This is a genomic window from Mesorhizobium sp. ES1-4, assembly GCF_020164745.1.
GTDB lineage: Bacteria > Pseudomonadota > Alphaproteobacteria > Rhizobiales > Rhizobiaceae > Mesorhizobium.
Genome location: NZ_JAIUGV010000007.1, coordinates 256026 through 275513, shown reverse-complemented (window position 1 = coordinate 275513; position 19488 = coordinate 256026). Strand labels below are relative to the sequence as shown.

The 19488-nt window shown below is 64.1% G+C and carries 16 protein-coding genes and 1 pseudogene; 6 read left to right on the top strand and 11 right to left on the bottom strand.

The window, feature by feature from the left end:
* Window positions 1-46 precede the first annotated feature (46 nt).
* Window positions 47-1423, bottom strand: coding sequence for an MFS transporter (locus LB556_RS15925; RefSeq protein ID WP_224568570.1), 1377 nt, complete (start codon window positions 1421-1423; stop codon window positions 47-49).
* Between the two features lie 327 nt (window positions 1424-1750).
* Entirely contained in the window at window positions 1751-6538 is a 4788-nt protein-coding gene (locus LB556_RS15920) for an NAD-glutamate dehydrogenase (protein ID WP_224568569.1), read from the bottom strand.
* Between the two features lie 136 nt (window positions 6539-6674).
* Here LB556_RS15920 and LB556_RS15915 point away from each other — a divergent pair, with 136 nt between their 5' ends.
* On the top strand, window positions 6675-7238 hold the full coding sequence (locus tag LB556_RS15915; protein ID WP_224568568.1) for a peroxidase-related enzyme: 564 nt from the start codon (window positions 6675-6677) through the stop codon (window positions 7236-7238).
* A 132-nt stretch (window positions 7239-7370) separates the two neighbouring features.
* Window positions 7371-7693 (top strand): annotated as a pseudogene (locus tag LB556_RS15910) (YciI family protein).
* Window positions 7694-7702: 9 nt separating this feature from the next.
* Here LB556_RS15910 and LB556_RS15905 read toward each other — a convergent pair.
* Window positions 7703-8317, bottom strand: coding sequence for a LysE family translocator (locus LB556_RS15905; protein WP_224568567.1), 615 nt, complete (start codon window positions 8315-8317; stop codon window positions 7703-7705).
* 400 nt (window positions 8318-8717) lie between these two features.
* Here LB556_RS15905 and LB556_RS15900 point away from each other — a divergent pair, with 400 nt between their 5' ends.
* A complete protein-coding gene (locus LB556_RS15900; RefSeq protein WP_224568566.1) occupies window positions 8718-9347 on the top strand; it encodes a DUF1062 domain-containing protein in 630 nt (209 codons plus the stop codon).
* Between the two features lie 61 nt (window positions 9348-9408).
* On the opposite strand, the gene typA is transcribed toward LB556_RS15900, so the two are convergent.
* Complete coding sequence (typA, locus tag LB556_RS15895; RefSeq protein ID WP_224568565.1) at window positions 9409-11238, bottom strand: translational GTPase TypA; 1830 nt, start codon at window positions 11236-11238, stop codon at window positions 9409-9411.
* A gap of 197 nt (window positions 11239-11435) precedes the next feature.
* On the opposite strand from typA, the gene LB556_RS15890 reads away from it, so the two are divergent.
* On the top strand, window positions 11436-11717 hold the full coding sequence (locus tag LB556_RS15890; RefSeq protein WP_224568564.1) for a hypothetical protein: 282 nt from the start codon (window positions 11436-11438) through the stop codon (window positions 11715-11717).
* Between the two features lie 13 nt (window positions 11718-11730).
* Here the strand turns inward: LB556_RS15890 and LB556_RS15885 are convergent, their stop codons facing one another.
* Both LB556_RS15885 and LB556_RS15880 read right to left on the bottom strand, forming a co-directional pair.
* Complete coding sequence (locus LB556_RS15885) at window positions 11731-13305, bottom strand: alkaline phosphatase D family protein (RefSeq protein WP_224568563.1); 1575 nt, start codon at window positions 13303-13305, stop codon at window positions 11731-11733.
* A 127-nt stretch (window positions 13306-13432) separates the two neighbouring features.
* On the bottom strand, window positions 13433-14716 hold the full coding sequence (locus LB556_RS15880; RefSeq protein WP_224568561.1) for an MFS transporter: 1284 nt from the start codon (window positions 14714-14716) through the stop codon (window positions 13433-13435).
* A gap of 74 nt (window positions 14717-14790) precedes the next feature.
* On the opposite strand from LB556_RS15880, the gene LB556_RS15875 reads away from it, so the two are divergent.
* Window positions 14791-15408, top strand: coding sequence for a TetR/AcrR family transcriptional regulator (locus LB556_RS15875; protein ID WP_224568717.1), 618 nt, complete (start codon window positions 14791-14793; stop codon window positions 15406-15408).
* 138 nt (window positions 15409-15546) lie between these two features.
* Here the strand turns inward: LB556_RS15875 and ppa are convergent, their stop codons facing one another.
* The 5 genes from ppa to LB556_RS15850 all read right to left on the bottom strand — a co-directional run bounded on the left by ppa (window position 15547) and on the right by LB556_RS15850 (window position 19066).
* Entirely contained in the window at window positions 15547-16080 is a 534-nt protein-coding gene (gene ppa / locus LB556_RS15870) for an inorganic diphosphatase (protein WP_224568559.1), read from the bottom strand.
* A 190-nt stretch (window positions 16081-16270) separates the two neighbouring features.
* Window positions 16271-16777, bottom strand: a complete 507-nt coding sequence (locus LB556_RS15865; RefSeq protein ID WP_224568557.1) for a GNAT family N-acetyltransferase — start codon at window positions 16775-16777, stop codon at window positions 16271-16273.
* Window positions 16778-16928: 151 nt separating this feature from the next.
* Window positions 16929-17567 (bottom strand): TPM domain-containing protein, encoded by a 639-nt coding sequence (locus LB556_RS15860; RefSeq protein WP_224568555.1) that lies wholly within the window; start codon window positions 17565-17567, stop codon window positions 16929-16931.
* 9 nt (window positions 17568-17576) lie between these two features.
* Window positions 17577-18362: a TPM domain-containing protein gene (locus tag LB556_RS15855; RefSeq protein ID WP_224568715.1), complete on the bottom strand. Its 786-nt coding sequence runs from the start codon at window positions 18360-18362 to the stop codon at window positions 17577-17579.
* A 65-nt stretch (window positions 18363-18427) separates the two neighbouring features.
* Window positions 18428-19066 (bottom strand): LemA family protein, encoded by a 639-nt coding sequence (locus LB556_RS15850; protein ID WP_224568714.1) that lies wholly within the window; start codon window positions 19064-19066, stop codon window positions 18428-18430.
* Between the two features lie 163 nt (window positions 19067-19229).
* Here LB556_RS15850 and LB556_RS15845 point away from each other — a divergent pair, with 163 nt between their 5' ends.
* Window positions 19230-19481: a hypothetical protein gene (locus LB556_RS15845; RefSeq protein ID WP_224568553.1), complete on the top strand. Its 252-nt coding sequence runs from the start codon at window positions 19230-19232 to the stop codon at window positions 19479-19481.
* Window positions 19482-19488 lie beyond the last annotated feature (7 nt).

Genomic DNA, 19488 nt, shown 5'->3' with positions numbered 1-19488 from the left:
CCTCATCCGGCAGGGCAATGAGGGCCGGCGCCTTCGTTCGGCCTAATTACTCCACCGGCCGATCGGCCGGATATGGCGTGCGAACCAGGATCGCCATGCCTATCGCCAGGAACAAGATAATCGCCGCCATGCCGAGCCGCGCCGAGCCGCTGGTGGCGGTGATCGTCGCCACCATGAACGGCGCCAGGAAACTGGTTGCCCGGCCGGCCAGCGCATAGATGCCGAAATAGCGGCCGGATTCAGCTGCGGTCACGCTGCGCGCCATGTAGGAGCGCGACGAGGCCTGCACCGGCCCGAAAGCCAGCCCGATCAGCAGACCGTACAGGATATAGGCTTTTTCGGCCGCGGTGCCGAACAGGCCGCCTGAATCGATTGTCGAGAGCGGTATCACACCGAGCAGCGTGAAGCCCGGCCCCGTCGAGATGATACCGATGGTGGCGACCGACAGCATGACCAGCGCGATCATCACCACCGCCTTGGAACCGAGGGCGGTGTCCAGCCTTGCCGCGATCCAGCAACCGAAGATGGCGACGACGTTGAGAATGATGCCGAACATGCCGATCTCGGTGATCGACCAGTGGAACATCCCCGCGGCGAAGGTGCCGCCGAGCGCCAGCAACGCGTTGACGCCATCCTGATAGATCATGCGGGCAACGAGGAAGCGGAAGATGCCGCCACGCCGACGCACCTCGGCCAGCGTCGATTTCAGCTCCGACAGGCCTTCGCGCACCGCCGGCCCGATCGGGATGCCCTTGATGGCGTCGGGCGTGAAGAAGAACATCGGCAGGATGAACAGGAAATACCAGCCGGCCGACAACGGCCCGGTGGCGCGGGCATCCTCGCCCAGCTGTGGATCAAGACCGAACAATGGGGTGATGCCGATGATCGTCTTGCCGGTCTCCGGTGAGCCGGCCAGGCAGGTGACGACGAAGATCAGCGCGATCATGCCGCCGAGATAGCCGAGCCCCCAGGCCATGTTGGAGATGCGGCCGATCTCGCTCTTCGGCACCAGCCGCGGCATCATGGAATCGTTGAACACCGTGGAGAATTCCGCCGCCACCGACGCCAGCGAGAACAGCGCCACGATCAGAAACAGGTTCGAGCCGGGGGCGGCGAACCACAGCAATGTGAGACTGGTGATCTTGATCGCGGCGAAGAAGGCGATCCATGGCTTGCGCGGTCCGGTCTGGTCGGCGATCGAACCGAGGATCGGCGACAGCACCGCGATGACCAGCCCGGCCGCCGCGATACCATAGCCCCAGACGGCCTGGCCGGTGGTGGGATCGCCCGCCATGCGCGAAACGAAATAGGGACCGAAAATGAAGGTGGTGACGACCGTGAAGAACGGCTGCGCCGCCCAGTCGAAGAACATCCACCCCCAGATGCCACGCCCGGACGACCGCTGCATTGTCGCTACCGCCATGCTGATTCCCCCGGCACCCGCTTCGCGCGCCATGTCTGCATTTTTCCGGTGTTCATGCAAATGACAAGCGTTGCGCTGCCGCTCATTGCCCTGCCGGGGTTCGTTGTTCGAAAAGCCAAGCAATTGGCTTTTCGTCCGCTGCGCCGACCACGCCTCACCTCCCCGTATAGTGACGGGGAGAAAGAGGTTGTCGCCGAGGATTTCGCCAATTCTCGATGTCGCAGAATGAGCGCCGTCATCCCAGCCAGTTCCCTTCTCCCCGTCACTATGCGGGGAGAAGATGGCGGCAGCCGGATGAGGGGCGGCGCCAACCTCCGCAAGATTTCGTCACATTCCCGTCAGATCGCTCATCAGCCCCGACGCCACCGACAGCCGCGAGACGGTGATGTCGCCGCCTTCGGTCAGCGCCTGCAGCCGCTCGCGGATGCGCGCCACCCGCTCGCCGCCGGCTTCCAGCCAGGCCGCCACCGGATCGGCCGCCTTGGCATGGCCGGTGAGCGCGGCCACCGCGATGCCGCGCCGCGCCGCGCCGATCGTGTCGGTGGCGCGGGACAGGGCGAGTTGATCGTAATAGTCCGATGGTGTGATCGAGCGCGCCGCGTCCTCGACACGCGGGATGCGGAAGGCATCGCTGACGGCGAAAAACGCCTTGGCGGCCGCGACAATGTCGGCACCGGCGGTGCGCGCCGTCAGCGCGATGTCGGGAATGAGCTCCGCCGCCTCGCTCATCGCCAGTTGTTCGGCCAGCTTCTCCGGGGTGCCCGCCTTGAACAGACCGTGCCGCCTCTCCTCGATGCGCTCGCGCGAAAAAGCCGGCAGCAGCGATAGCAGCTTGGGCTCCAGCGCCTTGCGCGCATCCTGCAGTTCGGCGATGCGCTGGCCGAGTGGTGCCGTACCGGTATCGTTCTTCAGATACCAGCCGCTGCTCATATAGATGAGCCGGCTCACAATCTGATAGAGATCGAGTTGCACCTGGCCATCGATCTGGTTGTCGAGCGCGTCGATCTCGCGATAGAGCGCCGGCAGCGCAAAGCCGTCGCGCACCATGGCGAAGGTTCGCACCACATCGGCGGCGGTGCGCCCTGTGGCTTCCTGCAACCGGTTGACGAAGGACGGGCCACCGCGGTTGACCAGATCGTTGGCGACGACGCGAGCGATGATCTCGCGACGCAGCCGGTGACCGTGGATTTCGGAAGCGTACTTCTTCGCCATCCGGTCCGGGAAATAGCCCATCAGATCGCGGTCGAAATGCGCGTCATCAGGCACGTCGCTGGCGACGATGTCGGAAAACAGCACGATCTTGGCATAGGCGAGCAGCACGCCGAGCTCGGCCCGGGTCAGCGGTTCGCCGCGTGCCTCGCGTTCGGCAAGGGCGGCCGGCGACGGCAGCGTCTCGACCACGCGATCGAGCAGGCCCCGCGCTTCGAGCGCGGACATGAACCGGGCCTGATGCGCGATGTCGGCGAGGCCGCGCTTGCGGGCAATCGAAAGCGCCAGCGTCTGCTGGTAGTTGTTGGACAGCACCAGGGCCGCGACCTCGTCGGTCATCTCGGCCAGCAGCTTGTTGCGCGCCGGCCGCGTCAGCGATCCCTTGCGCATCGCCGACGCCAGCGCGATCTTGATGTTGACCTCGACGTCGGAGCAATTGACGCCGCCCGAATTGTCGATGGCGTCCGAATTGCAGCGGCCGCCATTCATGCCGAACTCGATGCGCGCCCGCTGCGTGACGCCGAGATTGGCGCCCTCGCCGATCACCTTGGCGCGCACGTCGAGCGCGGTGATGCGGATGGCATCGTTGGCGCGGTCGCCGACCTCGGCATTGGTTTCGGTCGATGCCCGCAGATAGGTGCCGATGCCACCGAACCACAGGAGATCGACGGGCGCCTTGAGGATGGCGGTCATGATCTCGACCGGCGTGGCGGTCGTCCTGGCGAGGCCGATCGCCGCCGCCGCGGCTGCCGGCAAGGTGATCGACTTCAGGCTGCGCGAGACGATGACACCGCCTTCCGACAGCTTGGTCTTGTCATAATCCTGCCAGCTCGAACGCGGCAACGCGAACATGCGCTCGCGCTCGGCCATCGAGGCCGCCATGTCCGGATCGGGATCGATGAAGATGTCGCGATGGTCGAAGGCGGCGATCAGCCGGGTCTTCGGCGACAACAGCATGCCGTTACCGAACACGTCGCCCGACATGTCGCCGACGCCGACGACGGTGAAGGGCGAGGTCTGGATGTCGCGGTTCATCTCGCGGAAATGCCGTTTGACCGCTTCCCAGGCGCCCTTGGCGGTGATGCCCATCTTCTTGTGGTCGTAGCCGGCCGAGCCGCCGCTGGCGAAGGCGTCGTCGAGCCAGAACCCGTGCCTTTCGGAGATGGCATTGGCGATATCGGAGAAGGTTGCCGTGCCCTTGTCGGCGGCGACGACGAAATAGGGATCGTCCTGGTCGCGGCGCACGACACCCGCTGGCGGGATGACGCCGTCGAGGCCGATATTGTCCGTGATCGACAGCAGGCTGGAGACGAAGTTCTTGTAGGCGGCGGTGCCAGCCTCGAAGATCGCATCGCGTCCGGCGCCCATCGGCAGTTTCTTTGGATAGAATCCTCCCTTGGCGCCGACCGGCACGATGACGGCGTTCTTGACCTGCTGCGCCTTGACCAGGCCGAGGACCTCGGTGCGGTAGTCCTGGGCGCGGTCCGACCAGCGGAGCCCGCCACGCGCGACCGGGCCGAAACGCAAGTGCAGGCCTTCGACCTCGGAGCCGTAGACGAAGATTTCCCGCCATGGCCTTGGTGCCGGCAGCCCTTCGACCGCCTGCGACTCGAGCTTTATCGCCAGTGATTGGCCTTTCTCTTTCGTATCGGCAACGAAATGATTGGTGCGCAGCGAGGCTTCGATCAAATTGAGATAGCGGCGGATGATGGTGTCGTCGTCGATGTTGGGTACATCTTCGAGCGCATCCTTGATCTTGGCCTTGAGGTGCTTTGCCGCCACCACGCCCTCCGTTTCCGCCGTCGGGCCGAGCCGCGCGATGAACAGGTCATGCAGGCCGCGCGCGATCTCGGGATAGCGGTTGAGTGCCGCGGCGATGAAATCCTGGCTTTGCGGGATGCCGACCTGCTGCAGGTAGCGGCCATAAGCGCGCAAGATGGTGATCTCGCCCGACCACAGGCCGGCGGTCTGGGCAAGGCCGTTATAGCCGTCATTGTCGACGTCGCCGCGCCACACCGACAGAAAAGCGTCCTCGAACAGCGCCCCGCCATCGGCGAGGTCGATCGGCTTGCCGTAGCTGTTCTCCAGTTCCATGTCGTGGATGAAGACCATGCCGGAGAGGTCGTCGCCGACTTCGAAAGTGCGCTCGCTGATGACGCGGAAGCCGATGTTCTCCAGCACCGGGACGCGCCGCGACAACGCCACCGGGCTGCCATGGTGATAGATCTTCAGCGCCGCCTGGTGCGGCTTCTGCTCGGCATGGCGGTAGTAATCGATGGCGATCGGGTTGCCGGCGCTGATCGCCGCGATGCGTCCGGCATCGGCCAGCGCCACCGCCGCGCTGAACGTATCCCGGTAGCTCTCCGGCAGCCGGGCGGCGATGGCCTTCAACGCCTGGTCGCCGCCGTCGGCATCAGCCGCATCGGCAAGCGCATCTTCCCAGGTGCGCACGATATCGCGGATCGCCGCCTCGATTGTCGCCTGCTCGACCTTCGGCGTCTTGCCGCCGGAGCGGCCGATGATGAAGTGCACGCGCGCCAGCCCGCCCTCGGGGAAGGCAGGGTAGTAGGCCGACAGCCGGCCCTCGAACACCGTTTTCAGATAGGCGCCGATCTTCTCACGCACGACGCTGTCGTAGCGGTCGCGAGGCACGAAGACGAGGACCGAGACGAAACGGTCGAACTGGTCGGCGCGCACCAGCGCCCGCACGCGCGGCCGCTCGACCAGGCCGAGGATGGCGGCGGCATGCTTCCGCAGGATCGGCACCGGCACCTGGAAAAGCTCGTCGCGCGGATAGCTTTCCAGCACGTTGATCAACGCCTTGCCGGAGTGGTCGTGGCGGTCGAAGCCCGACTTGGCGATGATGATTTCGGCCTTGGACCTGAGGTAGGGGATTTTCATCACCGAGCGCGTGTAAGCGGTCGAGGTGAACAGGCCGACGATGCGCAGTTCGCCCGCCAGCGTGCCCTTGGCGGTGTAGGTCTTGACGCCGACATAGTCGAGATAGATGCGCCGGTGCACCAGGGACTTGGCATTGGCCTTGGTGACGATCAGCGGCTCCGGCCCGTGCAGGAAAGCACGGATTTCCGGCGTCGTCGTCACCGCCTCCGTGCCGCGCCTCAGGACCAGCACGTCAGGGTCGGACAGGATGCCCAGGCCGGGTTTTTCGGCGCGCTCCAGATTGCCGCTTTCCTCACCGCCGGTGTACTTGAATTCACGCATGCCGAGGAAGGTGAAATTGTCGTCGCGCAGCCACTCCAGGAAGGCGATGGCCTCGGCGACGCTCTTCTTGTCGAGCGGCACTGCGGAATAGCGGAATTCGGAGATTGCCTGGTCGAGCCGGGCCAGCATCGGCCGCCAGTCGTTGACCGCGGCGTGGACCTGGCCAAGCATCTTGCGCAGCCGCTCGGTCAAGGCATTCGCCTGTTCCGGCGTCAGTCGGGGAATGTGGACGTGGATCACGCTCAGCCGGTCGTGGCTGCCGTCATCCTTGGCGAAATTGCCGTCGCCGAGGATCTCTTCAACCCCGCCTTTGCCGTGGCGCACGGTGATGACGGGGTGGGTAACCAGGGTCGGCTCGCCGGCGGTCTCCGTGACTTCGCCGAGGATGGAATCGAACAGGAACGGCATGTTGTCGTTGACGACCGTGATGACGGTCACCGGGCGGCCTTCGCGAACCACGCCCGAATCGGCTTCGACGGCGACGATGCACTCACCCTTTTTGTGGCCGGCGACCGCCTGGCCGGCGAGATCGGCGGCGCGTTCGATATCGGCCACGTCATAGGCGGCGATATCCTCAGCCGGCGCGCGGGCGAGCAGATAGTCGGCAAGCCTGGCCGGTCTGTCCTCCGGCTTCGCTGCCGTTGCCTTCATCTTCGACTTAGCTGCGGATTTCACGCTGGCCATGACGCTTCTTCCCTCCCGTCGCATGCTTTTGCGACTATGGTAGCAGATGACCGCCATTTGGCGACAAAGGTTTGACGGCTTGCCAAGAATTATCGGAATTCGGCGGCAAGGCATCCCAGACGAGGAGAAATGATCGATGACCGGCAAAATCACCGCGCTTGACCTCGCCTCGGGAGAGCCGAGCGAGCCGACAAAGGCCTATTTCGCCAAATGCGAGGAAAAGCTTGGCCTCGTCCCCAACGTGCTCAGGGCCTATGCCTTCGACGACAAGAAGCTGCGCGCCTTCACCGACATGTACAACGACCTGATGCTGGGCGAATCCGGCCTCTCGAAGCTGGAACGCGAGATGATCGCGGTCGCCGTCTCCTCGATCAACCACTGCTACTACTGCCTGACCGCGCACGGCGCGGCGGTGCGCCAGCTCTCGGGCGATCCCCTGCTCGGCGAGATGATGGTGATGAATTTCCGCGCCGCCGATCTTTCGCCGAAGCAGACGGCGATGCTCGAATTCGCCGTCAAGCTGACCGAAGAGCCGGCCAGGATCGTCGAGGCCGACCGGGCAGCGCTTCGCACGGCCGGCTTCAGCGACCGCGACATCTGGGACATCGCCTCGACAGCCGCTTTCTTCAACATGTCGAACCGGGTGGCGGCCGCGATCGACATGCGGCCGAACGACGAATACCACGCCATGGCAAGGTGAAGAACCGAGGCCCCGATCGGATTACACATTAGCAATATCTAATTCTAATTGCATGTTCCTCTTTTTGGTCCGATGATCGCCGGGCGGTACGGCCGCATGCCGGTTCGATGCCGCTGAACGAGGGAGGAGAACATGGCAAAGTTTCTCTATGTTTATCATGGCTCCGGCAAGATGCCTGCGACCGAAGCCGAGCGCAAAGCAGCGATGGATGCCTGGAATGGCTGGTTCGGTACGCTTGGCTCGGCCGTGGTGGACGGCGGCAACCCGGTTGGCATGTCCAAGACCGTGTTGCCCGGCGGCAAGGTCGAGAACAATGGCGGCAGCAACCCGACCGGCGGCTATTCGATCATCGAGGCCAAGGACATCGACGATGCCGCCGAGAAGGCCAAGGGTTGCCCTTGGCTATGCCGAACTGCAGCATCGAGATCGCACCGATCATCGAAATGATGGGCTGAGGCCCTCGCTCAGGAGCGCGCCGCGATCGCCGCCGCGGCACCCGCCATCGTCGTGGCGCTGATGCGGTTGGCGATCTTCATGGCGCGCTTGCTCCTGAGCAGTTTGCGCGCCTGCGAGGCGGCGAGCACCCAGGTGAGATCGATGGCAATCAGCACTACCGCCATGGTCGCCGTCAGTTCGACCCAGCCGACAAAGCTGACCGATGCGAGGTCGATGATGGTCGGCAACAGCGCCAGGTAGAACATCATGATCTTGGGATTGCCGAGCGTGACAGCCATGCCGGCGAAGAAAAGCTTTGCCGGCGAATCTTCACGCGGCATCTCGCCTTCCTTGGCGTCGACAGGTGCCGTCCACATCTTCCAGGCGAGATAGGCGAGATAGGCCACGCCAACCCATTTCACGATGACGAATGCGAGATGGAAGGTCTGCGCCACCACGGCGAGCCCGAACACAGCCAGCGAAAGCCAGATGCCTTCGCCGATCCACATCGCAAGCAGGAACGGAAACACATCGCGAAACCCTTTCGAGATGACGCGCGCCACGAGCGCCGCAATCGATGGGCCGGGCGAACCGGCGGCCACGAACAAGGCGGCGGCGAAGATCAGGAGTGAGGTGAGATGCATGGCAGGGCTCTCTGTCTGACAACCATTGAAGCCTGACACTAGCGCAAGCGATCGAGCCGCGGTAGCGCCTGCAAAAAGACGCTTGCCGGTCCGGCGCCGCGCCGCTAGAAGGGCCCGCCGCGAAAACAATTTTAGAGCGTCACTTTGCCTCAGTAACCGCCGGTCTCGTCAACTCCCCCGACACACCTGCATGGCGCCGCATCGGCAGTGCCTGTTTGATTTTTCATGTGTTCCTCTGGGCGGCGGTTCGAGACCGGTTTGGCAGTGCTGAACCGCTGTCGCGCTTTTTTTCAGCGACACCCGACTCCGCGATCTCCGCAACCACCCGCCACGCCGCGCCCGCACGGGCATCTCGACATCGCCGACCGGATGAACTTCCCGAAGGGAAGGACTTACCGGCATGTCTTCGCTCCTGCGCATCCACTGGACGATCGCGCCTGAAATCGCACCGCGCCCCCTGATCAACTGCAATCGCTGCGGCGGCCTGAAAGCCTATCGCTGCAGCGGGAAATTCCGCGTCAACGCCAACGGCAAGCGCATCGACGCGTGGCTGATCTATCGCTGCAGCGGCTGCGACAATTCCTGGAATTTCGGGATTTTCGAGCGCCGCAACCGCCGCGACATCGAGCCGGCGCTGCTCGCGGCGCTCGAAAGCAACGACCCGGAGCTGGCGCGGCGCCATGCCTTCGACGTCGTTGCCCTGCGCAACAAGGTGGGACGTGTCGAGGAGTTTTCAGATGCCATCGTGGACAAGCAGGCACTCGGAGATCGAAAGGGTGGCGGCGGGACCATCCTGGAACTCAGGCTCGAGCTCGAAATGCCGACGTCGCTCCGGCTCGACCGTCTGCTCGCCAATGAACTGGGCATCTCACGATCGAGGCTTCAGACGTTGGAGGAGCGGCAACTGCTGGTGATCGACCCGGACGGGGCAAATGCCCTGCGCAAACTGGCACGCGAGGGAACGACGTTGCGTCTGGACCTGACCGGCGAACCTGATCGGCAAGCCATCATCAGGGCAGCCGGTGGATGAAATGAAAAACGGGCGGCGCACCGGTGTGCCGCTGCCCGTTTTCAGATGCGGGAAGAGAAGATCAAGCCGCGCCGACGACCTTTGACGACTTCTCGAAACGCTTGCGCTCGTTGGGGTCGAGATAGAGCTTGCGCAGCCGGATGGTCTTCGGCGTCACCTCGACCAGCTCGTCGTCCTGGATCCAAGCCAGCGCGCGCTCCAGCGTCATGCGGATCGGCGGGGTGAGCTTGACCGCCTCGTCCTTGCCGGCGGCGCGGATGTTGGTCAGCTTCTTGCCCTTCAGCACGTTCACTTCGAGGTCGTTGTCGCGCGAATGGATGCCGATGATCATGCCCTGATAGACCTTGACGCCGGGATCGATGACCATCGGGCCGCGGTCTTCCAGGTTCCACATGGCGTAGGCGACCGATTCGCCCTGCTCGTTGGAGATCAGCACGCCGTTGGTGCGGCCGGGCAATTCGCCCTTGTAGGGTTCGTAGGCGTGGAACAGCCGGTTCATCACGGCGGTGCCCCGCGTATCGGTCAACAGTTCCGACTGGTAGCCGATCAGGCCACGCGTCGGCGCGTGGAAGACGATGCGCTGGCGGTTGCCGCCCGAGGGACGCAGTTCGACCATCTCGGCCTTGCGCTCCGACATCTTCTGCACGACGACGCCGGCATGTTCCTCGTCGACGTCGATGACGACTTCCTCGACCGGCTCCAGCAATTCGCCGTTCTCGCCCTTCTGCATGACGACACGCGGACGCGAGACGGCGATCTCGAAACCTTCGCGGCGCATCGTCTCGATCAGCACCGCGAGCTGCAATTCGCCACGTCCGGAGACGAAGAACGAATCCTTGTCGGGCGATTCCTCGATCTTGAGCGCGACATTGCCTTCGGCTTCCCGAAGCAACCGGTCGCGGATGACACGGCTGGTCACCTTGTCGCCTTCCGTGCCGGCAAGCGGGCTGTCGTTGACAAGGAAGGACATGGTCACGGTCGGGGGATCGATCGGCTGCGCGTGCAGCGGCTCGTTCACCGCCGGATCGCAGAACGTGTCGGCGACGGTGCCTTTGGACAGGCCGGCGATGGCGACGATGTCACCCGCCTGCGCCTCTTCGATCGGCTGGCGCTCGAGGCCACGGAAGGCCAGGATCTTCGAGACACGGCCGGTTTCGATCTGGGTGCCGTCATGGTGCAGCACCTTGACGGCCTGGTTGGCCTTCAGCGTGCCGCTCTCGATGCGGCCGGTGATGATGCGACCGAGGAACGGATTGGCTTCCAGGATGGTGCCGATCATGCGGAACGGGCCGGGATGGACGGTCGGCGCCGGGACATGCTTGATGACGAGGTCGAACAGCGGCGCAAGCTGCTGGTCCTTGGGACCCTCCGGGTTTTCCGACACCCAGCCGTCGCGGCCCGAGCCATAGAGGATCGGGAAGTCGAGCTGCTCGTCGGTGGCATCGAGCGCGGCGAACAGGTCGAACACCTCGTTGACCACCTCGACATGGCGCGCGTCGGGACGGTCGATCTTGTTGATGACGACGATCGGCTTCAGGCCGACCTTGAGCGCTTTGCCGACGACGAACTTGGTCTGTGGCATCGGGCCTTCGGCGGCGTCGACCAGCACGATGGCCGAATCCACCATCGAAAGGATGCGCTCGACCTCGCCGCCGAAGTCGGCGTGGCCGGGGGTGTCCACGATGTTGATGCGGGTGTCCTTCCAGTCGACCGAGGTCGCCTTGGCCAGGATGGTGATGCCGCGTTCCTTTTCGAGATCGTTGGAGTCCATGGCGCGCTCGGCGACGCGCTGGTTGTCGCGGAAGGAGCCGGATTGCTTCAAAAGCTGGTCGACGAGGGTGGTCTTTCCATGGTCGACGTGCGCGATGATCGCGATATTACGGAGTTTCATGATTCTGGTCTCGGAAGCGTTGCAGGCAGCAGGCCAAAGGCGCTGCCTCTTTCGGTTGCGCGGCTCATACAGGGTTTTTCGCAGTTGCGAAAGGGGACGCGCGACACCAAATACTCATCAAATCTTAAGCATCTGCGTGTGAGATGATTTTGTTAACCAAGGCGGGAACCTTTGAGGGCCCGGGCAGTTCGAACGTCATGACCGATAGACTCAACCGATTTTGGCCGCTTATCGCGTCCTGTGCCTTTGCCGTATTGCTGGCGGTCAACGCCGCACAGTCGGCCGCGGCGCTGCAGGAGGCGCGGCCTGTCCTGCCGGCCGACGAGCCTTCCGCGCAACAGGCCTTTGCCGACGCACCCGACGGCGTCGACCCGGTGGTGACCGGGCCGGTTTCAGCCGCCTTCAGGCAGAGACAGGCCAGCGCCAACTGCGATGCGGCGGTTTGGCCCCACATTCCGATGGTCTGCTATCCGGACTGAGGCCCGCCGGTCCTTATGCCGACCGCACCGGATCGAGCGTGATCTTGTAAAGTTCATTGTCGTCGCGATCCATCAACCGCACCGTCATCTGTTCGGTGGCGCCCTGGATTTCGACGAGGCCGAAGAATTGCAAGCCGGCTGACGGCGGCAGGTTTTGTCCCTCTTCGGCGCTCGGCGCCTTGATGAACTTCAACTCGGGACCGAAGGTCATGTCGAAATCGTTCGGTCCGAACGTTCCGGCATGGATCGGGCCCGACACGAATTCCCAGAACGGATTGAAGTCCTGGAACTGCGCCTTGTCGGGATTGTAATAGTGCGCGGCGGTGTAGTGCACGTCGGCGGTCAGCCACACCGTGTTGGTGATGCCGGCGTTCTTGATGTAGCGCAGCAGGTCGGCGATTTCGAGCTCGCGTCCTTTTGGCAGGCCGTTGTCGCCATTGCTGACCGCCTCGGCCCCAACCTTCTTGGCGCCGTCGTCCCAGACGACGAGGCCGAGCGGCATGTCGGCGGCGATGACCTTCCAGGTCGCCTTGGAGTTCGCCAGTTCGCGCTTCAACCATTTCGTTTGCTGTTCGCCGAGCATGCGCGACTGCGGGGTCATCGTGTCCTGCATGTCAGGGCCGTTGGGGCCGCGATAGGAGCGCATGTCGAGGAAGAAGACGTCGAGCAGCGGCCCGTGGGCAATCTTGCGGTAGACGCGGCCGGGCTCGGACGGCTCATATCGGATGGTGGTCATTTCATGGAAGGCGCGCGCCGCGCGCGCCGCCAGCACGTGGATGGATTTCTCCTTGTAGCGATCGTCGGCGCTGAGGTTCTTCGAATCCGACCAATTGTTCAGCACCTCATGGTCGTCCCACTGGTAGAAGGTCGGGCAGATGGCGCTGAGTTCCAGCACGTTCTTGTCCATCATGTTGTATTTCCACTGGTCGCGGTATTCGTCCAGCGTCTCGGCGACCTTGCGCTTGCCGTCGATGAGAACGACGTTCTTCCACTTGCCGCCGCCGGGCAGGTCGACCTCGTCCTTCATCGCGCCGTCGGCATAGATGGTGTCGCCCGAGTGCAGGAAGAAATCGGGCGTGTGTTTGGCGATGGTGGCATAGGTCTTCATGCCGGTCTCGTCGATGCCCCAGCCCTGGCCGGCGGTGTCGCCCGACCAGGCGAAGCGGACGTCGCGCTTCGAGGCCGGCGCGGTGCGGAAGCGGCCGACGATCGGCTCGGACACGGCGTTGACGTCGGCGAGGTCCGCCGCCGTCATGCGGTAGAAGATATCCTGGTCCGAAGCGAGATCGGTGAGCAGCCGCTTGACCGTGTAGTCGCTGGCCGGCGAGGTGTCGAGCGGCGCCAGCCGGGTCGGGTTGGCGAAGCTTTCCGTCGACGACACCTCGAACATGACGCGTGACGGCCGGTCGGTACGCGTCCAGACCATGCCGCTGGTTGCGTCGACATCGCCAGACTGGACGCCGTGGGTAAAGGCCGGGCGCTGGCTGGCGCGGGAATAATAGGGCAGCGCGAGACCGGAGGCTCCGAGGAGACCGGCCGCGCTGGCCGAAGTGACGAAGGCGCGGCGGGTCATCGAAAGCTTGTTCATGGCTGTCTCCTGGATGGCGTTGAACGATGCCGCCAAGGTCCAGCGTCAGTGTTGCAGACGCATCTCGAAACCATGAACTTTTCGTAACAGCTGCCAATCTCCCCCCCTTGAGGGGAAGATCAGCAGCTCAAGCCGCCTGCGGCTCCGGATCGAAGGCCGGCCGGCTGGTGTTGATCAGGAGCGAAATACAGGCGGCGGCGATAGCCGCCATGCCGGCAATGAGGAAGGCCAGTTCGTAACTGCCCTGCAGCTCGCGCATGGTGCCGCCGAACGCAGCGGCGGTGGCGGCGCCCACCTGGTGGCCGGCAACGATCCAGCCGAACACGATCGGCCCGCTGCGGTCGCCGAACGCCTCGTTGGCGAGCCTCAGGGTCGGCGGCACGGTGGCGATCCAGTCGAGACCGTAGAGCACGGCGAAGATGATCAGGCTGGTCGCGGAGAAGCCTGAATAGGGCAGGTAGATCAGCGACAGGCCGCGCACGGCGTAGTAGACGCCGAGCAGCTTGCGCGGGTCGAAACGGTCGGTGAGCCAGCCGGACAGCGTTGTTCCGATCAGGTCGAAGATGCCCATCATCGACAGCAGGCCGGCTGCCTGCACCTCGCCGATGCCCATGTCGCCGCAGAAGGCGATCAGATGCGTGCCGACCAGGCCGTTGGTGGTGAAGCCGCAGACGAAGAAGGTGGCGAACAGGTACCAGAAGACCCGTGTCCCGGCGGCGCGGCGCAGCGTGCCGAGCGTATGCGCCAGGAAATTGCCTTGCGAAGCCGGCGGCACCGGCGGAACGTCATCCGTCTCGGCGCCGTAACGCACCATGCCGATCGAGGCCGGGCGCTCCGGCACCAGCAGCCAGACAAATGGGATCAGGGCCGCGGTCGCGATTGCGACGGCAAGCACGACCGGCTGCCAGCCCCCGGCTTGCGCCAGCGAAGCGATCAGCGGCAGAAACACCAGCATGCCTGTCGCGCTGGAGGCCGACATCAGCCCCATGACAAGGCCGCGATTGGTCTTGAACCAGCGGTTGACGATCGTGGCGCCAAGCACGCTGGCGACGGCGCCGGATCCGATGCCGGAAAAAACGCCCCAGGTGATGAACAGGTGCCATGGCTTGGTCATCAGCAGGCTGAGCGCGGTCGAACCCGACATCACCACCAGCGCGGCGAGCAGCGTGCGGCGCAGCCCGATGCGCTCCATCAGCGCGGCGGCGAAGGGACCGGTCAGGCCATAGAGCAGGATGCCGACGCCGGCGGCGAGCGAGATGACGTCCCGCCGCCACCCGAAACTGTTTTCCAGCGGCAACATCATGACGGCGGGCGCGGAGCGCAGGCCGGCCGCGATCAACAGGCAAAGGAATATGACGCCGACCACGACGAAAGCGTAGCGCTGGCCAAAGGGACGGGACTGAGCTATCATGTTACTGACCGGTACGTTTCAATGAGAGGCTTGTATACGTACCGATCGGTAACATTGTCAATCGAGTTCCCATGATGCCGGCCGACAAAAATATTGAACCGACCATCAGCGACGGTCATGCATTGGCGTCACCCAAGGCCGCCAAGAAAATCCTCGACGTGGCCTATGACCTGTTCTACCGGCGAGGCATCCGGGCGATCGGCGTCGACGAGATCGTCAAGCGCGCCGGCGTCACCAAGCCAAGCCTCTACCGCAGCTTTCCCTCCAAGGACGAACTGGCCGCCTCCTATCTCAGGCAATATGACCTTGAATACTGGGAGCGTTTCGATGAGGCCGTTGCCGCCAATCCCGGCGACCCGCGCGCGCAGATCAGGGCTTTCCTGACCCGCATCGGCACGCGAACGCAAGTGGCGGACTATCGCGGCTGCGGCATGACCAATGCGGCGGTCGAATATCCCGACCACAGCCATCCGGCCCGTGTGGTCAGCGAGGCCAACAAGCAGGAATTGCGCCGTCGCCTCCGCGCCATGGCGGCCGCGATGGGCGCGCCAGACGCCGATACGCTGGGCGACGGGCTGCTGCTCCTCATCGAGGGCGCCTATATCAGCGGCCAGCTGTTCGGCCTCGGCGGCCCGGCGCAATCGGTCGCCCGCAACGCCGACCTGCTGATCGAAGCAAGCTTGAAGGAATAAGACTTTCAGGCGCCGCAGCGCAGTCGCTAACAATTGGGCTTGACGACAACGCACGGAGCGATCGCCTGCGGCAAGGACAAGCGCGTGGTGATCGGCAACGTGCCGGCTTTCGGCCGGGTCGATAACTGACCGCTCGGGCTACTTGCTGTTCTTCGCCCGTTCGATCGCGTCCACGATCATCTTCTTGGCGTATTTCGAATCGTGCCAGCCTTCGATCTTGACCCATTTGCCGGGCTCGAGATCCTTGTAGTGCTCGAAGAAGTGCTGCACCTGCTGACGCGTGATGTCGGGCAGCTGCGTGTATTCGGTGACGTTCTCGTAGCGCAGCGTCAGCTTCGGTGACGGCACCGCGATGATTTTTTCGTCCTGGCCGGCATTGTCTTCCATGATCAGCACGCCGATCGGCCGCACGTTGATGACGCAGCCCGGCACCAGGGCGCGGGTGTTGCAGACCAGTACGTCGATCGGATCGCCGTCGCCCGACAGCGTGTGCGGCACGAAGCCGTAGTTGCCGGGGTAGCGCATCGAAGTGTGGAGGAAGCGGTCGACGAACAATGTGCCGGCTTCCTTGTCCATCTCATATTTGATCGGCTCGCCGCCGATCGGCACTTCGATGATGACGTTGACGTCCTCAGGCGGATTCTTTCCGGTGGCTACGGCTTCGATGCGCATGGCATTGTCCCTCTCTCGATGTGGGAAACCGATAGCGGGCGGCGCACAATGGTGCAATGCGGCGAATGGTGTTCACGCACGTCGGGTACGACGCGATCGTGTTCAACGCGGTCAATCATCGGCACAAGATGTTTCAGCGTCGTGATTTTGCGTGTGCCCGGGACTTCGCCTTCCGCGATGGTCCCGGCGGTCACTCCCAGACGAAGGCGACCTTCTTCAGCGCCTTCTGCTCGAAGATCTCGACACCCTCGGCAATGTCACGGCCGCCGGCGCCTGCATAGAAGGCCAGCGCGTTCTGGTTGTCTTCAAGCGCCCACACCACCATGCCTTTCAAGCCATGATCAGCGAGTCGCGCCCTGGCCGCCGAAAACAGCCGCCGGCCGAGGCCGATGCCCTGATACTCCGGGCGCAGATACAGTTCGTAGATCTCGCCTTGCTGCTTGAGTTCCCGGGCGCGGTTCTTGCCGATCGTCGCATAGCCGGCGATCGTGCCGCCGATCTCGACCACCAGAACCGTGGCGGCACGGCGAATCGCATTCGCCCACCAGTCGGCGCCGCGGCGGTTGATCATCGACGTCAGCGTGCGGTGCGGAATGATCCCGCAATAGGCGCCGCGCCAGGCTTCCAGATGCACTTCGGCGATGGCGCCTGCATCGCGTGGGTCGGCTTTCCGGATGTCGATCGTCAGCGTATTCATGATTTGTTAACCATAGACCCGCATCGGCCGATTGCAAGAGTCCCGGCGGCCCGCCAGCCGCTTTCTCACAGCCGATCCTACACTGCCGACATCGGGAGGGGCCCGCCCGGAAACGGGCGGATCTGGCAAGGCGGCGTCGGTCGAAAGGCTCTCAGATTTCGATCAGGTGATCATCCAGCTCGTTGGTGTCGCCCGTCGAGACCGGGAAGTGCTCAGCCAGCACCGCCCCCACCTGCTCGATCGCCTTGACGAAGCCGTCGGCGAGCCGGTCGTCGCCGGCATGGGCGGTGAGATCGCGCACCACTCCGTCCCAGACATGTTGGCCGACCTTGGCGTCGATGCCTGAATCGGCGACCACTTCGGCATAGCGCTCGGCGATCGAGACGAAGATCAGCACGCCGGTCCGCGCCGTGGTGCGGTGGACATTGCGGGCGAGGAACTGCTTGATCGCATTGGCGTGCGCTGCCTGGTAGCGCAGCCGTAGCGGCACCATACGGATGCCCAGGCCCGGCAGCGCCCACAACAGGGCCAGCACGCAGGCCAGCGCCAGCAGCTGGGCGATGACGAAATGCGGCAGGCGGATAGTGAGCCACCAGGTTTCCAGCCCATAGGCGACGGCAAGACTGACGATCAGCATGGCGAGCGTCGCCATCAGCGCGGCGCGGGCGAAATAGCCGTCGCTGGCATGCGCCATGACGCAATAGATCTCGCCATCGGTCCTGGATTCCGCGGACCGGATCGCGTCGGCGATGCGCTCATGATCCTGCGGACTGATCGGTCGTGTTGCCATGATCTTGTCTCACCAGCTTCCCGAGGAACCGCCGCCGCCGGACGAACCGCCGCCGCCCGAAAAGCCACCGCCGCCGCCACCCGAAGACCAGCCGCCGCCGGAACTTCCCGACGACCAGCCGCCACCGGATGAGGACCGGCGGCCAGGCTCGAAGGTCATGCCGAGCCAGCGATAGCGTCCGGGCCCAAGCTTCTGCCCGAAGATCGGCGGCAGGACCGAGGCCGCGACGCTGCCAAACACGATGATCAGCCAGATGCCGATGAAGATGGCGAAGAACAGATTGTCGGCATTGAACGGCGCCTGCTGGTTGCGCTTGCCGCGCGCCTCCAGTTCCTCCGGATTGCCTTGCAGCACCATGATCATGTCGTCGACGGCCTTCGAGATGCCGCCGGAGAAATCGCCGGCGCGGAATGCCGGCACCATGTCGTTTTCGATGATCAGCTTGGTGTGCAGGTCGGTCAGTGTGCCTTCCAGCCCGTAGCCGACCTCGATGCGCATCTTGCGGTCGTTTGGCGCGACAAGAAGCAGGACGCCGTTGTTCTCCTTGGCCTGGCCGAGCTTCCAGAAGCGGAACAGCCGGTTGGCGTAGGGTTCGATCTCCTCACCGTCGAGACTGGGGATGGTGGCGACGACGATCTGGTCGGAGCCCTTGGTTTCGAAGTCCGCCAGCTTGCGCGCCAATGCCGCTTTCGTGCCGGCATCGATGATGCCGGCATTGTCGACCACACGGCCCGTGAGCGCCGGGAGATCGGCGGCGAACGCAGCGAACGGCAGCAGCAGGATGACGAGCGCCACGGCGACGAGACGAACGACGTCTCGCCCCTCATCGGTCCGCAAGGTCAACACGTCGACCCCCGCTGTCACCCGCCCTGCTTCGTACCGAAATCGACCTTCGGCGGCTGCATCTTGTCTTCGTCGACGGTGAAATTGGCGAACGGCTGGTTGCCGCGGAACCACAAGGTCGCCCACAGCACCGACGGGAACGTCCTCAGTGTCAGATTATAGTCCCTGACAGCTTGGATATAGTCGCGCCGCGCCACCGCGATGCGGTTCTCGGTGCCTTCGAGCTGCGCCTGCAGCGCCAGGAAATTCTGGTTGGCCTTGAGGTCGGGATAGGCCTCCGACACCGCGATCAGCCGCGACAGCGCGCTGGTCAGCCCTGCCTGGGCATCCTGGAACTTCTTGAGGGCTTCGGGATCCTTCAGAGTATCAGGCGTCACCGTGATCTGCGTCGCCTTGGCGCGCGCCTCGACCACCGCGTCGAGCGTGTCCTTTTCATGCGAGGCATAGCCCTTGACCGTCTCGACCAGGTTGGGGATCAGGTCGGCGCGCCTCTGGTACTGGTTCAGCACCTCGCTCCATGCCGCCTTGGCGTTCTCTTCCGCCGTCGGGATGGTGTTGTAGCCGCAGCCGGCAAGCAGCGGCATCACGATTGCCATCATCAGGAAGGCGGGCAGCGTGCGGAATGTCGATGGTCGAGCAAGGCGCTGGGCAGGCATCATGGGGTCCCTCGATAGAAGTTGCATGCGAAGCATTACCACAATCGGCGTGCAAGAAAACGGCCTCGACCTCCGCTGCAGGCTCGGCACGGATGGTGCCCGCGAAAGGCCCTGTGATTGGCCCCGCGAACGCGATAAGGTTCGAGCAGAACGGGACATCATCATGGCGAAGCGCCAGGACAGCGACAACGAATCGCGCCGCATCCTCCAGCGCGTCGCGCAGGAGACCGATCCGGCCGGCAACTCTTTCGTGGCACGGACGACAAAAAGCATGCGCGACCACGTCTCGGCGGCCGATGCCGACCGCACGGACCCGATCGAGGTCTGGGGCACGCGCGTTGGCAGGATACTCGGCCTGCTTCTGGCGCTGGGCCTGATGGTCTGGCTCGTGCTTTTCCTCACCCGGGGCAGCTAGGAATCAA

Coding starts and splice junctions, on each gene's coding strand:
- LB556_RS15900 (WP_224568566.1), top strand. CDS start 8,718: ATGTCTTCGCTCCTGCGCATCCACTGGACGATCGCGCCTGAAATCGCA.
- LB556_RS15925 (WP_224568570.1), bottom strand. CDS start 1,423: ATGGCGGTAGCGACAATGCAGCGGTCGTCCGGGCGTGGCATCTGGGGG.
- LB556_RS15860 (WP_224568555.1), bottom strand. CDS start 17,567: ATGGCAACACGACCGATCAGTCCGCAGGATCATGAGCGCATCGCCGAC.
- ppa (WP_224568559.1), bottom strand. CDS start 16,080: ATGCGCATCGAAGCCGTAGCCACCGGAAAGAATCCGCCTGAGGACGTC.
- LB556_RS15905 (WP_224568567.1), bottom strand. CDS start 8,317: ATGCATCTCACCTCACTCCTGATCTTCGCCGCCGCCTTGTTCGTGGCC.
- LB556_RS15865 (WP_224568557.1), bottom strand. CDS start 16,777: ATGAATACGCTGACGATCGACATCCGGAAAGCCGACCCACGCGATGCA.
- LB556_RS15845 (WP_224568553.1), top strand. CDS start 19,230: ATGGCGAAGCGCCAGGACAGCGACAACGAATCGCGCCGCATCCTCCAG.
- LB556_RS15885 (WP_224568563.1), bottom strand. CDS start 13,305: ATGAACAAGCTTTCGATGACCCGCCGCGCCTTCGTCACTTCGGCCAGC.
- LB556_RS15880 (WP_224568561.1), bottom strand. CDS start 14,716: ATGATAGCTCAGTCCCGTCCCTTTGGCCAGCGCTACGCTTTCGTCGTG.
- LB556_RS15875 (WP_224568717.1), top strand. CDS start 14,791: ATGCCGGCCGACAAAAATATTGAACCGACCATCAGCGACGGTCATGCA.
- LB556_RS15920 (WP_224568569.1), bottom strand. CDS start 6,538: ATGGCCAGCGTGAAATCCGCAGCTAAGTCGAAGATGAAGGCAACGGCA.
- LB556_RS15890 (WP_224568564.1), top strand. CDS start 11,436: ATGACCGATAGACTCAACCGATTTTGGCCGCTTATCGCGTCCTGTGCC.
- LB556_RS15850 (WP_224568714.1), bottom strand. CDS start 19,066: ATGCCTGCCCAGCGCCTTGCTCGACCATCGACATTCCGCACGCTGCCC.
- typA (WP_224568565.1), bottom strand. CDS start 11,238: ATGAAACTCCGTAATATCGCGATCATCGCGCACGTCGACCATGGAAAG.
- LB556_RS15915 (WP_224568568.1), top strand. CDS start 6,675: ATGACCGGCAAAATCACCGCGCTTGACCTCGCCTCGGGAGAGCCGAGC.